The organism is Pseudomonas sp. BYT-1, assembly GCF_023611805.1.
Taxonomy (GTDB): Bacteria; Pseudomonadota; Gammaproteobacteria; order Pseudomonadales; family Pseudomonadaceae; genus Aquipseudomonas; species Aquipseudomonas guariconensis.
The window spans coordinates 2377017-2392399 of the sequence record NZ_CP072559.1 but is presented as its reverse complement, the minus strand read 5'-3'; the positions used below and the strand labels follow the sequence as shown (position 1 = coordinate 2392399).

The window sequence follows — 15383 nt, the reverse complement described above, 5'->3', positions numbered from 1 at the left end:
GCACGTCATCAGGCGGGCAGCATCCCACGCACCATGAACGCAGTCGATTCACGCACCTCGCGCCAGTACCGCTCCAAGTCCATGGGCTCGCTGCGGCACAGGCGCAGCAGTTGCAGGTGCCCATAGTCGTTGAGCATGAAGGCGGCATAGTCGACATCCAGATCGGCGCGTAACTTGCCCAGCCCGCGCAGCTCGTCCAACAGCGCAGCGATCTCGCTCACCAACGCATCGTTGACCCGCTTGTAGGGCGCAGGCAACGCCGACTGATCAGGCCCAAGCAGCGCAATCACTTGGGGCAGGATCTCGCGCCACAACGCAGGCGACAGCACCTCGAAGGCGAACTCGGTCAGGCAACGCTCGAAATAGCAAATGGTGTCGATCGGGTCGTCCAGCTCGGGGATGCGCTGGCGCGCGGCGCTGATGGCGCGGTGATCCGCCTCGCGCAGTTTCTCCAGAAGGATCTCCTGCTTGCTGCCGAAATAGGCGAAGACCGTAGGCACCGAGACCGCCGCCGAACGGGCGATCTGCTCCATGGTAGTGGTCTGGAACCCTTGGCTCTCGAACAGGCTAAGGGCCGACTGACTGATGGCCTGGCGGCGCAGGGCCTTTTGTTGTTCGCGCAATCCGCTCATGGCTCTCCTGGCTGGCGTTGGCGGGTGGGCGCCCAGCATAACGGCAAACTCATTCGATTAAAAATTTTATTGACTAAAAGTTTTTATGGATTAAAAAATATTTCCACGTGATCGACCGACCACGCCGTACCGGCCGCACCCTGCCCGACAACAACAACCAGCGGGAGCCTTGCAATGCCTACCCTCGCCTGTCGTCCGCGGCCCTCCCTCGCCCAGCCCCACGAGTACCGCCATGACTGAACATGCCGACCTGATCATCCACCACGCCCGTATCTACACCGTCGATCCGCACCGCCCCTGGGCCAGCGCCGTGGCGGTGCGCGGCGAGCGTATCGTGCATGTCGGCGACGACCGTAGCGTGCTGGCTTTCAAGGGCCCTGCCACGCGCATGCTCGACGCCCAGGGCAAGTTGGTGCTGCCAGGTTTCGTCGAATCCCACTGGCACTTTTCCACCACCGCGTTCGCCCATCAGGCCTTCGTCAACCATGAAGACCCCCATCAGGTGCTGGCTGCGCTCAAGCGCTACGTGGACGAGAACCCCAACGAGAAGGCCATCACCGGCATGGGTTGGGTCCAGGCCTTGGTGCCTGGGGACATGCTGCGCCGCGAAACCCTGGACGCGATCTGTGCCGACAAGCCAGTGTGCCTGTTGTCCACCGACTACCATTCCATGTGGGTCAACTCCAAGGCCCTGGAGCTGGCAGGCATCGACCGTGACACGCCACCGGTGGAAGAAGGCGCCAGCTGGTTCGAGAAGGACCCGCACACCGGCGAACCCACCGGCCTGATCGTCGATGGCGCGGCCTATTCGCTACTGATGCAGCGCCTGAGCGACCTGGGTTATCTGCCTGTCGGCATCGATCTGTACCTGCGCTCGATCGCCTTGTGGCAGGAGAAACTGGTCGCCGCCGGCATCACCACCGTGTTCGACGCAGGCTTCCTCGACCCGAGCGGCGATCAGTCGCTGCTGTACCAGACCCTGATGCGCCTGGAAGACGAGCAACGCCTCAAGCTCCGGGTGGTCGGCAGCTACATCGACATGGGCACCGACCCGGACCCGGTGGCCAGTCTCAAGGCCCTGCGCGCTGAGTACGCAAGCCCTCTGGTCAAGGCCCAGGCGCTGAAACTGATGCTCGACGGCACCGAGATGAACCACACCGCCTACCTGCTCGAGCCCTACTGTGACAAGCCGCACAGCTGCGGCAGCACCACCATGCCGGAGGAAACCTTCGAGCGGCACGTGCGCGAGGCCGACCTCAACGGCATCGATGTGATGGTCCACGCCGTGGGCGATGGCGCCGTGCGCATGGCCTTGGATGTGTTCGAGCGTGTCAGCGCGAGCAACCCGCCACGTGACCGTCGCCATGTGATCACCCACGCGTTCCTCACCCACCCGGACGACATCCCGCGTTTTCGCCGCATCGGCGTAATGGCCAATACCCAGCTGCAGTGGGGTGTGGTCGACGCCTATACCCAGGCGATCCAGAAGTCCTATGGCCCGCAGCGCTGGGCCTCGATGTACAAGTTCCGCAGCTTCATCGAACAGGGCGTGACCGTGTCCATCGGCATGGACGGGCTGGCCTGCCAGTGCCGCTGCCAGCATCGACCGGTGGAGCACATCGAGTCCGGACATACCCGGCAGTTGGCGGGCGAGCCCGATGCCCCGGTGATGCCGGACATCCACGAGAAGCTGAGCATCCCCCAGCTGATCGCCGCCTACACCATCAATGGCGCCTACCAGTTGGGCCTGGAGAAAGAGATCGGCTCGATCAGCGAAGGCAAGCGCGCGGACATCATCATTCTGGAACAGGACTTGTTCGAGCTGGACCGCTACCAGATCGGCAAGACCGAGGTTCTGCTGACCCTGATGAACGGCCAAGTCACCCATGACCAGCTGAGCCGCGCCCTGACCTGAGCCCAGGCCCTTCGTCCCAAGCCGCTTCGCAGTGTCGCGCCAACGCGCGGGCTGCGGGGCGCTCCACTGCGACACGCATCAGCCATTTCATTCATCGGGACCCCACAATGCACAACAACAATTCCCGGCTCCAGCGTGCTTCTCTGATCTTCATCGCCAGCACGGCCATCATCGTAATTGGCGTTCAACCCATGTTCATCGGCCTGCTGGCCGAACGCCTGGCCCTTTCCCTCAGCCAGCAAGGCCTGGTGATCGCCATGGAAATGGGTGGCCTGGTCCTGGGTACCCTGCTTAGCCCCTTGTTGGCTCGGCAAGGTAGCCAGCGCCGCGTCTATCTACTGGCCGCGCTGCTGGCGCTGGCCTGTAATCTGTTCACGGCGCAAAGCGCCAGCTTCACCCCGGTACTTGCCTGGCGCCTGCTCGCGGGGATTGGCGGGGGCCTGTTGTACGCCAATGCCCTCAACGACCTCGGCCGCCTGCCGGGACAGGACCGCTCCTTTGGCCTGGTGCTGTTCCTGCAGACAGGCATCTTCGCGTTCTCAGCCGCCACCCTGCCGCTGGTGGCCGAAGCGTTCGGCAGTTCGCTGGCAATCGCCTCGATGGCGGGCTGGTTCGGCCTGATCAGCGTCAGTTGCATCGCCTTACCGGTCTGCCACGCCGTCACCCGCGGCACCGTGCTGGCCGCCAGCGGTCAGGGATCGGCGCGCATCGGCCGCTATTCATTGCTGGGTATGTTGTTCCTGCAACTGGCGATCTACAGCGTCTGGGGCTTCCTCGATCAGCTGGGGCATGACCAAGGCCTGAGCGCCGTGGAGGTGGGTTGGGCATTCGGCATGGGCGTGCTGGGCGGCCTGCCTGGCTCGGGTCTGCCGAGCCTGTTGGGGGCACGGGTCAGCCGCGGGCCGATGATCGGCCTTGGCTCGTTGCTGGTGCTGTTGGCCATCGTCCTGCTCGCCGGGGGTACACCGAGCGCGATCAGCCTGTTCGTGGCGCTGTTCATCCTGAACTTCGGCTGGGCCCTGGCGTTGAGCTACTACATGGGCGCCATCGCCACCAACGACCCCCAAGGCCAGTTCACCCCACTGGTGCCGATCACGCTGGCCAGTGCGGCTGCAGTTGCGCCAGCGTTCATCTCGATGCTGTTGCAGGTGACCGGAAAGCCTTCGATCTTCATCACCGCAGCCAGTGCGGTGACCATCGGTTTTCTGCTCAAGTGCATGGCGGGCATGCGCGAGCGGCAGAAGGCCCTATGAAAAGGGGCGCCAAGCGCCCCAAGATACGCGGTCACTCAGCCAGCAACGCCTGTATCACCTTCTCCTGACCGTCATAGCCGCCTTCGCCGTAATGCACATGGCGCACCTGTCCCTGACGGTCAATGAAGTAATGGGCTGGCCAGAACTGGTTGCCCCAGGCGTTCCAGATCCGGTAGTCGTTGTCCACCGCTACCGGATAACCGATGCCTAGACTGGCCACCTTCTGGCGCAGGGTGCCCAGATCATGCTCATAGTCGTATTCCGGCGTATGCACCCCGATCACCACCAGCCCTTGGTCGGCATAGCGCCGAGACCAGTCGTTGACATAGGGCAGGCTGCGCTGGCAGTTGACGCAATCCCAGGTCCAGAAATCCACCAGTACCACCTTGCCCTTGAGCGCCGGGGCATCCAGCGGCGCCGAGTTCAGCCACTGGCTGGCGCCGGCCAGCGAAGGCATGGCGCCCTGCCCGTCCCGCGCCGCCAGGTAACCGGCCAGGCCAAGCCCAACCAGTCCCATGCCCAACCCGCCGACCTTGATCAGCATGCGCCGGTCAATTTTCATGGCAGCCGCCGGTGGCGTAGGTACGGTACTCGACGCTCTGACGCTGGCCGTGGGAGTCCAGGTAATCCATGCGGGTGGTGACCACGCCACAGGCGTTGGCCTGGTCGTCCTGGGTAGAGAGTACTTTCTGGATATCCAGATGATCGCCATAGCGGTATTGCATCACGTTGTCCTGCATCGGTTGCGGGCTTGCCTGGGCACCGATGGCGCCCAAACTGGACAAGGCAAACAAGGCGGCGATGGCAAAAGTCTTGGTGGTCATGGCATCTCTCCTGCGAGTGTTTATGCGGTGGGGAGTCTTCCCCGGTCGAGAGCCATTTCACCGCTGGCGGGTATCCGGGCTGTGTCCGCAAAGGCCTCCTATTGCCTTGTGCTGTATCTGCACCGCCGACGGATACACTGCAATACAAAGCCCGGTCCGCAAGGGCCACAACGCTCGGTACACTGCGCCTATCCAACCCTGTACAGGAACCCTCCGATGGAACATGTCGATCACATCCTGATCGTCGACGACGATCGCGAAATCCGCGAGCTGGTCGGCAATTACTTGAAGAAGAACGGCCTGCGCACCAGCATCGTCGCCGATGGCCGGCAAATGCGCGCCTTCCTGGAGAACAACACGGTCGACCTGATCGTGCTCGACATCATGATGCCCGGCGACGACGGCCTGCTGCTGTGCCGTGAACTGCGCGCCGGCAAGCACCGCAACACGCCTGTGTTGATGCTCACCGCACGCAACGATGAGACCGACCGCATCATTGGCCTTGAGATGGGGGCCGACGACTACCTCACCAAACCCTTCTCGGCGCGTGAACTGCTGGCGCGCATCAACGCCGTGCTGCGTCGCACGCGGATGCTGCCGCCCAACCTGACCATCAGCGAAAGCAGCCGACTGATCGGCTTCGGCCAATGGCGGCTGGACACCACCGCCCGCCACCTGCTCGACACCGACGGCACCCTGGTGGCTCTGAGCGGCGCGGAGTATCGCCTGCTGCGGGTGTTTCTCGACCACCCCCAGCGGGTGCTCAGCCGCGAACAACTGCTCAACCTCACCCAGGGCCGCGAGGCGGATATCTTCGACCGCTCCATCGACCTGCTGGTCAGCCGCCTGCGCCAACGCCTGGGCGACGACGCCCGCGAACCCACCTGCATCAAAACCGTACGCAGCGAGGGCTATGTGTTCTCCCTGCCGGTGCAGTTACTCGAGTCGCCGTTATGAGATGGCCCCGTACCCTTGCCTCGCGCCTGGCGCTGATCTTTCTCACCGGGCTGGTGCTGGCCTACGGGCTGTCGTTCGGCCTGCAGTTCTACGAGCGCTACGTCAGCAGCCGTTCGATGATGCTCAACAACCTGGAGCAAGACGTGGCAACCTCGGTGGCGATCCTCGAGCGCTTGCCAGCAAACGAACGTGCTGCCTGGCTGCCACGCCTGCAACGGCAAAATTATCGCTATCAACTCAGTGAAGGCCTCAGTGGCCAGGCCATGGCCAGCGAGGACCCGCCCATGGCCGCCGAGTCGATCGTCAAGGCGATCGGCCAGGATTATCGCCTGACCTTCCAGGAGATCCCGGGCCCCATTGCGCATTTTCAGGCCCACCTGCGCCTGGCGGACGGCGCGCCGCTGACCATCGACGTCACGCCGGCCGGCGTGCCCTTGGCCAAATGGCTGCCGGTGGTGCTGTTGATCCAGCTGGCGGTGCTGCTGGGCTGCACCTGGCTGGCCGTGCGTCTGGCGATCCGTCCACTGACCCGGCTGGCCCGTGCGGTGGACGATCTGGACCCGGACAAACCCGGCCCCCAACTGGACGAAAGCGGCCCCCGAGAGGTGCGCTACGCGGCCGTCGCCTTCAACGCCCTGCAGGCGCGCATCGCGGCCTACCTCAAAGAGCGCATGCAACTGCTGGCGGCCATCTCCCATGACCTGCAAACCCCCATCACGCGCATGAAATTGCGGGTGGAGGTGATGGACGACGGCCTGGAGAAGGACAAACTCTGGAGCGACCTGAGCGCCATGGAACACTTGGTGCGCGAAGGCGTGGCGTACGCGCGCAGCATGGACAGCAGCACCGAGGCGCCCTGCCGCATCAAGCTCGATGCCTTCCTCGACAGCCTGGTCTTCGATTACCAGGACAGCGGCGCAAAGGTCGAGCGCCTGGGTGCCACCGATGTCACCCTCCACACCCGCCCCCATGCCCTGCGCCGGGTGCTGGTGAACCTGGTGGACAATGCGCTGAAGTTCGCAGGTGCCGCGCAGCTTGAGGTGGAACACACCGGGAACGGCACCTTGATCCGTGTGCTCGACGAAGGGCCTGGCATTCCCGCCGATGAGCTGGCCGAAGTGCTCAAACCGTTCTACAGGGTGGAAGGTTCCCGCAACCGCAGCACCGGAGGTACCGGCCTGGGGCTGGCGATCGCTCAGCAACTGACCCAGGCCATGGGAGGGCAACTGACCTTGAGCAACCGCGCTGGCGGCGGGCTGTGCGCGCAGATCGAGCTCAGATGACGTGGGGCCGCGTCCCGGCCCCGGCTTCGACTACACGCCGATACATAACGCCACTGCCCTGGACACACTGCAGATACCCTCGCCGCACACACTCCTTGTCACACCTCGAGCCCCCAGGGCTCGAGTTCTCCAACCTGCTGACAAGAGAGCCTGACCATGAACGCATTGCCCCGCGCCTTTAACGCCCTGGATCGCCTCGGTACCTGGAGCGCCGACCTGCCCCTGCGCCTGTTCCTGGCCTGGGAGTTCTTCGAATCGGGTATCGAGAAATTTAACGGCGCCAACTGGTTCACTGATCTGCAAGCGAGTTTTCCCTTCCCGTTCAACCTATTGCCAGCCAATGTGAACTGGCAGCTCTCGCTGTGGGCTGAATTGATCTGCCCGCTGTTGCTGCTGCTCGGCCTGGGCACGCGCCTGGCCTCGGCCGTGCTGATGGTGGTGACAGTAGTGGCTATCGCCGCGGTGCACTGGCCGGCGCAGTGGTCGAGCTTGGCCGAGCTTGCCCAGGGCTATGCGATTACCAACCAGGGCTACGGCAACTTCAAGCTGCCGGTCATCTATCTGGTGGCCTTGCTGCCACTGTTGCTCAAAGGGGCCGGCCGCCTGAGCCTGGATCACTGGCTGCGCGGCCGGTTCCAGCCAATGAGCGTCAGAGCACCCGCCTGATCAATGGCTCGAGGCGGCTGTAGCGCAGCCGCCGCAGCAGCTTGAGCACTTCGCGCGGGTGTTCGCCGGCCTCGCCCAGCTCCTCGGCCGACGACAGCCGGGGGGCGTGCCGACGGATCCTTTCGAGTTCGGCCTCACGGGGGGCGAGCCACTGTCCCTGGGGGTCATCGATCAACAGGCCGTTCTCAAGGTCCAGATTGAACCCACGGGGATTGAGGTTGTTGCCGGTGAGCAAGCTGTAGCGTTCGTCGATCCACACGCCCTTGGCATGGAAGGTGTGCCCCGGATCGTTCCAGATCCGCACCTGCAGCTGGCCGCTGGCAATGGCGCCCTGACGCCGATGGGCGAAGGCGCGCAGGTTGTCCTCGTACAGATAGGGCAAGGCGGCGCTGGCGGTGAAGGGTTGCCCGGGGGCGACGTAGAAATCGTTGGCGGTTCGGTGACCGATGATCATCTCCACCGTCACCCCACGGGCCAGCGCCCGGTCGATCTCGGCGATCAGTACACGGGGCGGGTTGAAGTACGGTGTGCTGAGCACGATCTGCGAACGCGCAGCCGCAAGCAGCGCGCACACGCTGCGGTTGAGCGGATTGCCTCGGCCGATGCCCAACAGAGGGATCACCCGCAGCCCTTCCCGGGCCGGAGCCACGGGCAGGTCGTAGGCCATGTGCCTCAAACGCGCTCGCAGCCGGCGAATCGCACCACGCAGGCGTTTGGTCGTCGGCGGTGCAGGCAAGTCCAGGCGCGGTGTCGCGGTACTTGCCAGTATCTGCCGCACCAGGCCGGCCATGGCGTCAGCCAACCCGGCATTGTGGAACAGGTGGTATCGATCCAGCCGGTAGCGGTCGAAGCGGTGTAGGTAGACGTTGTTCAGGCTCGCCCCGGTGTACAGCACCTGGTCATCGATGATGCTGCCTTTGAGGTGCAGCACGCCGAACAGCTCGCGGGTCTGTACCGGCACACCATGGATGACCACATCAAGGCCTCGGCGTTGACGCTGGGCCTGGTACCACGCCGCGTTGCCCGGTTGCCGGCCCGCCCCCAGCAAGCCGCGCCGGGCCCGGAACCAGTCGACGACGACGAGAACCTCCAGCGCTGGTCGCGCCGCCTTGGCCTGGTACAAGGCGTCGAGCACTTCTTGGCCGGCCTCGTCCTCTTGCAAGTACAGGGCGACGATGACAATACGTTGGGTGGCGCTGGCAATCAGCTCAAGCAAGCGAGTGCGGTAGCTCGCCGCATCGGGCAACACCTCGATGGCACCGGGGGCCAGGGCGAAGCCTTCCTGGGGTACCGGCACGGATTTACGGTTCAAGCGGTCGTCTCCTGTGCAAAAGGGGCTCCGGGTCGTGGGCATTCCGGCCCCTTGTCATCCGGGTGTACTATCGGGCCGGCCACGGCATAGAACAACAAGAATTCCTCAAGGCTGGTTTTTTCTTATAGCCCGGAAACAACGACGCCTCAGCTTGCACAGGTAAATCGCACATGGTCCAGCCCTGCTCTGCGCAGCCTGCCTCCCCCCTCCCCCCACCCAGGACGTTCGGCTTTCTGGTACAACCCAACTTCACCACCATCGGCCTGGCCTCGGCGGTCGAGACCCTGCGCATGGCCAACCTGGCCGCCTGCCGCCCGTTGTTTCGCACCGTAGTCGTCGCCGCCACGCCGGAACCTGTGACCGCCAGCAACGGCATGCGCGTGCTGCCTGACCATGGCATCGCCGACGCACCCGCACTGGATGCCCTGTTCGTGGTAGGTGCCAACCCCATTGCCAACGACCGTGACAGCCGCCCGCTGATCGACTGGTTGCGACAACTCGCCCGCCAGCGGGTACCCCTGGGTGGAATTTGCACGGGCAGCTACCTGCTGGCACGGGCGCAGCTGCTCAAAGGCTACCGCTGCACCATCCACTGGGAAGACATCGAAGCGCTCAAGGAGCGTTTCCCCGGCATCGTCATCTCCAACCAACTGTACGAGCTCGATCGCGACCGCTACACCTGTTCCGGCGGCGTGGCCGCCATGGACATGATGTTGCAATTGGTCGCCCGCCTGCCCGATGGCCAAGCCATCGCCGCCAAGGCGGCCGAGCTGTTGCTGTGCGACCGGGTGCGTGGTGAGCGTGACCGCCAGCGGGTTCCGCTGCGCACCCGCCTCGGCAATGCGCAACCCAAGCTAAGCCAGGTGGTGGCGATCATGGAAGCCAACCTGGAAGAACCCCTGGGGCTGGAAGAGCTGGCAACCCTCAACGAGGTGACGGTGCGCCAACTGGAGCGGCTGTTTCACAAGTACCTGCAGCGCACCCCCAGCCAGTACTACCTGGAGCTACGTCTGTCACGGGCGCGGGAGATGCTGCTGCGCAGCGACGCCAAGGTGCGGGAAATCGCCCTGGCCTGTGGCTTTACCTCGCCTGCGCATTTTTCCAAGAGCTACAGCCGGTTCTTTGGCCTGTCACCGCTCGGAGAGCGGCGACAGGCGTCGTTGCACTGACGGGTTGCTAACGAAGGTAGGGTTCACCTCGAACAAGGTTTCCCGGCGGCACCTGGCACCGGCTCCGCCGATGTTCGCAGGTGAACCCCGCTCCCACAGGTTCTGGATTGCTCGCAAACACCCGTCCTACCGGTTGGGAGCGCTGGGCGCTCTGCGCAGTCAATCCTGCAACGCACGATGCGCCGTTTCCCGGCAGGCCAGCATAGCCACCAGTGCCACCACCGCAGCGACCAGCAGGTAGCCCGCCGGAGCCAGCTTGTTGCCAGTGACCTGGATCAGCCAGGTGGCAATGAACGGCGCGGTGCCACCGAACAGCGCGTTGGCGATGTTGAAGCTCAAGGCAAACCCGCTGAAACGCACACGTGTGGGAAAAATCTCCGCCAGCAAGCAGGGCAAGGTGCCGTCGTTCATCGCCAGCATCGCACCGAACAGGATCTGGATCGCCAGGATCACCAACAGCGGCTGATGATCGAGCAAACTGAACAGCGGCACCGTCAGCCCCAGAAACAGCAGCGAGGCGACCACCAGCATGGGCTTGCGACCAAAGCGGTCCGACAAGCGCCCCATCAGGAAGATCAACCCGATGTAAGTTGCCAGCGACACCGTCGAGGCAATGAACGAGTCGCGCTCGCTCATGCCCATTTCGTTGGACAGGTATGTGGGCATGTAGCTGAGCAGCAGGTAGAAGGCCACCGCATTCAGGCAGGTCACGCCAATGCCGATCAGCACACTGCGCCGGTGCAGGGTCAGCAATTCGCGCAGCGGTGTGGCGCCCGCGCAGCCCTTGCTTTCCAGGCGCTGCTCCATCTCCAGGAATTTCGGCGTGTCCTGCAGACTCATGCGGATATAGCGCCCCACCAGGCCGAACGGTGCAGCCAGCAAAAATGGCAGGCGCCACCCCCAGCTGTGCAAGGCCTCGGTGCTGAGCAGCGCATGCAAGGCGGCGACGAACGCGGCGCCGAACAGCAACCCGGCGGCAGTGCTGGCCGGCACGATGCTGGTGTACAGCCCGCGACGGCCTGCTGGCGCGTATTCGGCCAGAAACGCCGAGGCCCCGGCATACTCGCCGGAGGCGGAAAAACCCTGCACCAGGCGAATCAGCAGCAAAAGGCACGGTGCCCACACGCCGATCTGCGCATGACTGGGCAATATGCCGATGCAGAACGTCGACACCGACATGATCAGGATCGACCACGACAGCGCGTTGCGCCGCCCATGGCGGTCACCGAAATGTCCCCAGACCACCCCGCCCAACGGCCGGACGATGAAGGACAGGGCAAACACTGCAAAGGTGGCCAGCAGGCCAGTGGTCTTGTCGGCATCGGGGAAGAACGTGGCGGCAATGATGGTGGCCAGGTAGCCATAGGCGGCATAGTCGAACCATTCGACGAAGTTGCCCATGAAGCTGGCTCGCGCGGCCTTGCGCAGCGCCTGGCGTTCGGCGTCCTGTGCCGGGAGGTCAAGGTGACGGGCGCTCATGGTGATCATCGCGCACCTCCCAGGGCGGGCAGCAAACGAGATTTCGGCACAACGGAATGACGCTGGGACATGACGGATACCCTCTGTTCTTGTAATTGGCGGCAGGGTCGAGCGGTCACTGGCGGGAAGGTCGCGGGCAGGCCCGCGACCGTGCCCGAGGGTCACTTGCGGATGATGTTGTGCTCCGGCCCGTACGGGAAATGGGTAATGTTCTCGGCACCGTGCTCGTTGACGATCAGGATGTCGTGCTCACGGTAGCCACCCGCGCCGGGGTGCCCTTCGGGCAGCATGATCATCGGCTCGATCGACACCACCATGCCTGGCTCGAGGACGGTGTCGATGTCCTCGCGCAGCTCCAGCCCCGCTTCGCGCCCGTAGTAATGGCTCAGGGTGCCGAAGGAATGGCCGTAACCGAAGGTGCGGTACTGCAGCAGGTCATGACGAAGGAAAATCTCGTTCAGCTCGCGGGCGATGTCGCAGCAGCGGATGCCGGGACGCACCAGCTTCAGGCCCGCTTCGTGCACCTCGACGTTGGCTTGCCACAGGCGCAGGTACTCGTCCGGACAGTGGTCGAGGAACAAGGTGCGCTCAAGCGCGGTGTAGTAACCGGCGATCATCGGGAAGCAGTTGAGGCTGAGGATCTCGCCCTTGCTCACCGTGCGGCTGGTGACCGGGTTGTGGGCACCATCGGTGTTGAGCCCGGACTGGAACCAGGTCCAGGTGTCCATCAGCTCGGCGTCAGGGAAGCTGCGGGCGATCTCGCGCACCATTGCCTGGGTGGCATGCAGCGCCACTTCGTACTCAGGCACCTGATCGCGCAGGGCCTCGACCACTGCCGCGCCACCGATATCGGCGATACGCGCGCCCTGACGGATCAACGCCTGCTCTGCGGCGGACTTGATCATGCGCATACGCATGCAAGGCGCGCCGATGTCGACCAACTCGGCCTTGGGATAGCAGGCAGCGAGCTTGGCATGATTCTGTAGGTTGAGATGGTCATGCTCCACGCCGATGCGCGAGGCCAGCGGCAGGGCCTGCTGGATGGCGACGAAGAAGTTGTCGCGCTGCCAGTCGGTGTAGACGATGTTGTCGGTGCCGACCGTCCGCCGCCAGGGTTGGCCGCCATCGATGTTGGCGCTGATCGAGACCACCTTGTCCTGGGTGACCACCAGCGCATAGGGGCGCCCGAACGAGCAGTAGAGGAAGTCGCTGTAGTAGTTGACGTTGTGGTACGAGGTGAAAATCGCCGCCTCGATGTCATGCTCGGCCATGTAGGCGCGCAGGCGGGCTTGGCGGGCAGCGTATTCCTGGGCGCAGAACGTGGGTTTGGCCTTCTCGCCATTGTGGATCTTCAGGGTCTTGGGCATTTGCATGGTGGGTTTCCTTGTCGTTATGGGCATGCTGTTCAGGCCGGTTGCCTGGGATGCATTGCAGCAGAACGATCAAGGGCGCTTTTGTATCTATCCGACCTGAAATTGGCGAAACGGCCACCGCCCCTTGGCGGCCTTTTTGCGGATCACCTAGACACAAGGCCGCCCCACAGGCACAGCGCAATGGCGTGCGCAGCACCTGTGGGGCGGCCATGTATCGCGATAGGGGGCGCACAGGCCCCTCAAGCCACGGTCACTTCAAGTCGAACCTATCGAGCTCCATCACCTTGACCCAGGCAGCGACGAAGTCCTTGACGAACTTGTCCTGGCCATCACTGCTGCCATAGACCTCCGACAAGGCCCGCAACTGGGCGTGGGAGCCAAACACCAGGTCGACGCGGGTACCGGTCCACTTCACCTGGCCAGTCTTGCGGTCGCGACCTTCGAAGGTTTCGTTGTCCGCCGAGGTCGGCTTCCACTCCACGCTCATGTCCAGCAGGTTGCGGAAGAAGTCGTTGGACAGCACACCGGGCTTGTCGGTAAAGACCCCGTGTCGGCTGCCACCGACATTGGCGCCCAGTACCCGCAGGCCGCCGATCAGCACGGTCATCTGCGGTGCGGTGAGGGTCAGCAACTGGGCTTTGTCCAGCAATAGTTTCTCGGCCTTGACGCTGTAGCGGGCTTTGGTGAAGTTGCGGAAACCGTCGGCCAAGGGCTCGAGCACACCGAACGACTCGACATCGGTCTGCTCCTGCGAGGCGTCCATGCGTCCAGGCCTGAACGGCACATTGACTGTGTGCCCACCGTCCTTGGCAGCTTTTTCCACCGCGGCGCAGCCCGCCAGCACGATCAAATCGGCCAGGGAAACCTTCTTGCCCGAGGCGTTGAACTCACTCTGGATCTTCTCCAGCGCCTTGAGCACTTTGTCCAATTGTTCAGGCTGGTTGGCTGCCCAGAACTTCTGCGGCGCCAGGCGCAGGCGGCCACCGTTGGCACCACCGCGCTTGTCCGAACCCCGGAAGGTCGAGGCCGAGGCCCAAGCGGTGGAGACCAGTTCGCCGACGCTCAGGCCCGAGGCCAACACCTTGGCTTTGAGGGCGGCGATGTCTTGATCGTCGATCAGCGGGTGGTCCACCGGCGGGATCGGGTCCTGCCAGAGCAGCACCTCCTTGGGCATTTCCGGGCCCAGGTAGCGTGACAGCGGGCCCATGTCCCGGTGGATCAGTTTGTACCAGGCACGGGCGAAGGCATCAGCCAACTGGTCGGGGTTGTCCTTGAAACGCCGGGCGATCGGTTCGTAGATCGGGTCGAAACGCAGGGCCAGGTCGGAGGTGAGCATGGCCGGCGCGTGACGCTTGGAAGGATCGTGGGCATCGGGGATCTGTCCTGCCCCGGCGCCGTTCTTCGGCCGCCACTGGTGGGCACCGGCCGGGCTCTTGGTCAGTTCCCAGTCGAAGTTGAACAAGTTCTCCAGGTACTCGTTGCTCCACTTGGTCGGGGTAGACGTCCAGGTCACTTCCAGGCCACTGGTGATGGTGTCGCCGCCCTTGCCGGTACCGAACTTGTTCTGCCAGCCCAGACCTTGCAGCTCGAGGCCTGCGGCTTCTGGCTCAGGGCCTACGTTGTCGGCGGGGCCGGCGCCGTGGGTCTTGCCGAAGGCATGTCCGCCGGCGATCAGGGCCACGGTTTCCTCATCGTTCATGGCCATGCGCCCGAAGGTCTCGCGAATGTCCTTGCCCGAGGCCACAGGGTCGGGATTGGCGTCCGGGCCTTCCGGGTTCACGTAGATCAGCCCCATCTGCACGGCAGCCAGCGGGTTCTCCAGGTTACGCTCCCCTCCCAGGGTGCGGCTTTCTTCTTCACCGTGCTTCTGCGGCTCGGCCACCAGGTCGCCCTGGCCTGGGGCTTGGGCCTTGCCATAGCGCGTGTCGCCTCCCAACCAGACCTTCTCGGAGCCCCAGTAAACGTCTTCGTCCGGCTCCCATACGTCTGCGCGCCCGCCGGAGAAACCGAAGGTCTTGAAGCCCATGGATTCGAGGGCGATGTTGCCGGTGAGCACGATCAAGTCGGCCCAGGAGATCTTGTTGCCGTATTTTTGCTTGATGGGCCAGAGCAGGCGCCGGGCCTTGTCCAGGCTGACGTTGTCCGGCCAGCTGTTGAGCGGCGCGAAACGTTGCTGGCCAGAGCCTGCGCCGCCGCGACCATCGCCGATGCGGTAGGTACCGGCACTGTGCCAGGCCATGCGGATGAACAGCGGGCCATAGTGGCCGAAGTCGGCGGGCCACCAGTCCTGGGAGTCAGTCATCAAGGCGTGCAGGTCCTGCTTGAGGGCCTGGAAGTCGAGGCTCTTGAACGCTTTGGCGTAGTCGAAACCGGGATCCATCGGGTCGGACTTGGCAGAATGCTGGTGGAGGATCTTCAGGTTCAGCTGGTCCGGCCACCAGTCACGGTTGCTGGTGCCACCACCCGCGGTTTGATGAAACGGGCATTTCGATTCGTTCGACATCTGCGTGTACCTTTGGG

13 protein-coding genes are annotated in these 15383 nt (G+C 63.9%); 6 read left to right on the top strand and 7 right to left on the bottom strand.

Translation table 11 applies throughout. The features are described from left to right. Nucleotides 1–8 precede the first annotated feature (8 nt). A complete protein-coding gene (locus J5X93_RS11005) occupies nt 9–632 on the bottom strand; it encodes a TetR/AcrR family transcriptional regulator (protein WP_043213676.1) in 624 nt (207 codons plus the stop codon). Nucleotides 633–864: 232 nt separating this feature from the next. Between J5X93_RS11005 and J5X93_RS11000 the strand changes: the two genes are divergently transcribed. Together J5X93_RS11000 and J5X93_RS10995 are read left to right on the top strand one after the other, a co-directional pair. Next, nucleotides 865–2547, top strand: coding sequence for an amidohydrolase (locus J5X93_RS11000; RefSeq protein WP_043213679.1), 1683 nt, complete (start codon nt 865–867; stop codon nt 2545–2547). A gap of 107 nt (nt 2548–2654) precedes the next feature. Further along, complete coding sequence (locus tag J5X93_RS10995; protein WP_102082334.1) at nt 2655–3800, top strand: MFS transporter; 1146 nt, start codon at nt 2655–2657, stop codon at nt 3798–3800. A 31-nt stretch (nt 3801–3831) separates the two neighbouring features. Here the strand turns inward: J5X93_RS10995 and J5X93_RS10990 are convergent, their stop codons facing one another. Together J5X93_RS10990 and J5X93_RS10985 are read right to left on the bottom strand one after the other, a co-directional pair. Continuing rightward, nucleotides 3832–4362: a thioredoxin family protein gene (locus J5X93_RS10990; protein WP_052352489.1), complete on the bottom strand. Its 531-nt coding sequence runs from the start codon at nt 4360–4362 to the stop codon at nt 3832–3834. Next, the gene (locus J5X93_RS10985) at nt 4352–4624 is read right to left on the bottom strand and encodes a DUF2790 domain-containing protein (protein ID WP_043213683.1); all 273 of its coding nucleotides are present in this window, start codon (nt 4622–4624) and stop codon (nt 4352–4354) included. Before J5X93_RS10985 ends, J5X93_RS10990 begins: the two co-directional genes overlap by 11 nt. Before the next feature lie 216 nt (nt 4625–4840). Here J5X93_RS10985 and J5X93_RS10980 point away from each other — a divergent pair, with 216 nt between their 5' ends. From J5X93_RS10980 to J5X93_RS10970, 3 genes are all read left to right on the top strand, one after another. Beyond that, nucleotides 4841–5581 carry a response regulator gene (locus J5X93_RS10980; protein WP_182940979.1) on the top strand — a complete coding sequence of 247 codons (741 nt, stop codon included), beginning with the start codon at nt 4841–4843 and terminating at the stop codon, nt 5579–5581. After that, nucleotides 5578–6864: an ATP-binding protein gene (locus tag J5X93_RS10975; RefSeq protein WP_102082332.1), complete on the top strand. Its 1287-nt coding sequence runs from the start codon at nt 5578–5580 to the stop codon at nt 6862–6864. Before J5X93_RS10980 ends, J5X93_RS10975 begins: the two co-directional genes overlap by 4 nt. Before the next feature lie 156 nt (nt 6865–7020). After that, the gene (locus J5X93_RS10970) at nt 7021–7530 is read left to right on the top strand and encodes an HvfX family Cu-binding RiPP maturation protein (protein ID WP_090342236.1); all 510 of its coding nucleotides are present in this window, start codon (nt 7021–7023) and stop codon (nt 7528–7530) included. Here the strand turns inward: J5X93_RS10970 and pssA are convergent. Continuing rightward, complete coding sequence (gene pssA, locus J5X93_RS10965) at nt 7514–8884, bottom strand: CDP-diacylglycerol--serine O-phosphatidyltransferase (RefSeq protein ID WP_052352490.1); 1371 nt, start codon at nt 8882–8884, stop codon at nt 7514–7516. The genes J5X93_RS10970 and pssA overlap by 17 nt on opposite strands. Nucleotides 8885–9012: 128 nt before the next feature. Here pssA and cahR point away from each other — a divergent pair, with 128 nt between their 5' ends. Next, nucleotides 9013–10011: a transcriptional regulator CahA gene (gene cahR / locus J5X93_RS10960; RefSeq protein WP_090342233.1), complete on the top strand. Its 999-nt coding sequence runs from the start codon at nt 9013–9015 to the stop codon at nt 10009–10011. A 159-nt stretch (nt 10012–10170) separates the two neighbouring features. Here cahR and J5X93_RS10955 read toward each other — a convergent pair whose 3' ends face one another. The 3 genes from J5X93_RS10955 to katG form a co-directional block, all read right to left on the bottom strand. After that, nucleotides 10171–11499, bottom strand: a complete 1329-nt coding sequence (locus J5X93_RS10955) for an MFS transporter (protein WP_090342229.1) — start codon at nt 11497–11499, stop codon at nt 10171–10173. Between the two features lie 152 nt (nt 11500–11651). Further along, on the bottom strand, nt 11652–12863 hold the full coding sequence (gene creA / locus J5X93_RS10950) for a creatinase (RefSeq protein ID WP_043213695.1): 1212 nt from the start codon (nt 12861–12863) through the stop codon (nt 11652–11654). Nucleotides 12864–13113: 250 nt separating this feature from the next. Next, complete coding sequence (gene katG / locus J5X93_RS10945; RefSeq protein WP_250034842.1) at nt 13114–15366, bottom strand: catalase/peroxidase HPI; 2253 nt, start codon at nt 15364–15366, stop codon at nt 13114–13116. Between the last annotated feature and the right edge of the window lie 17 nt (nt 15367–15383).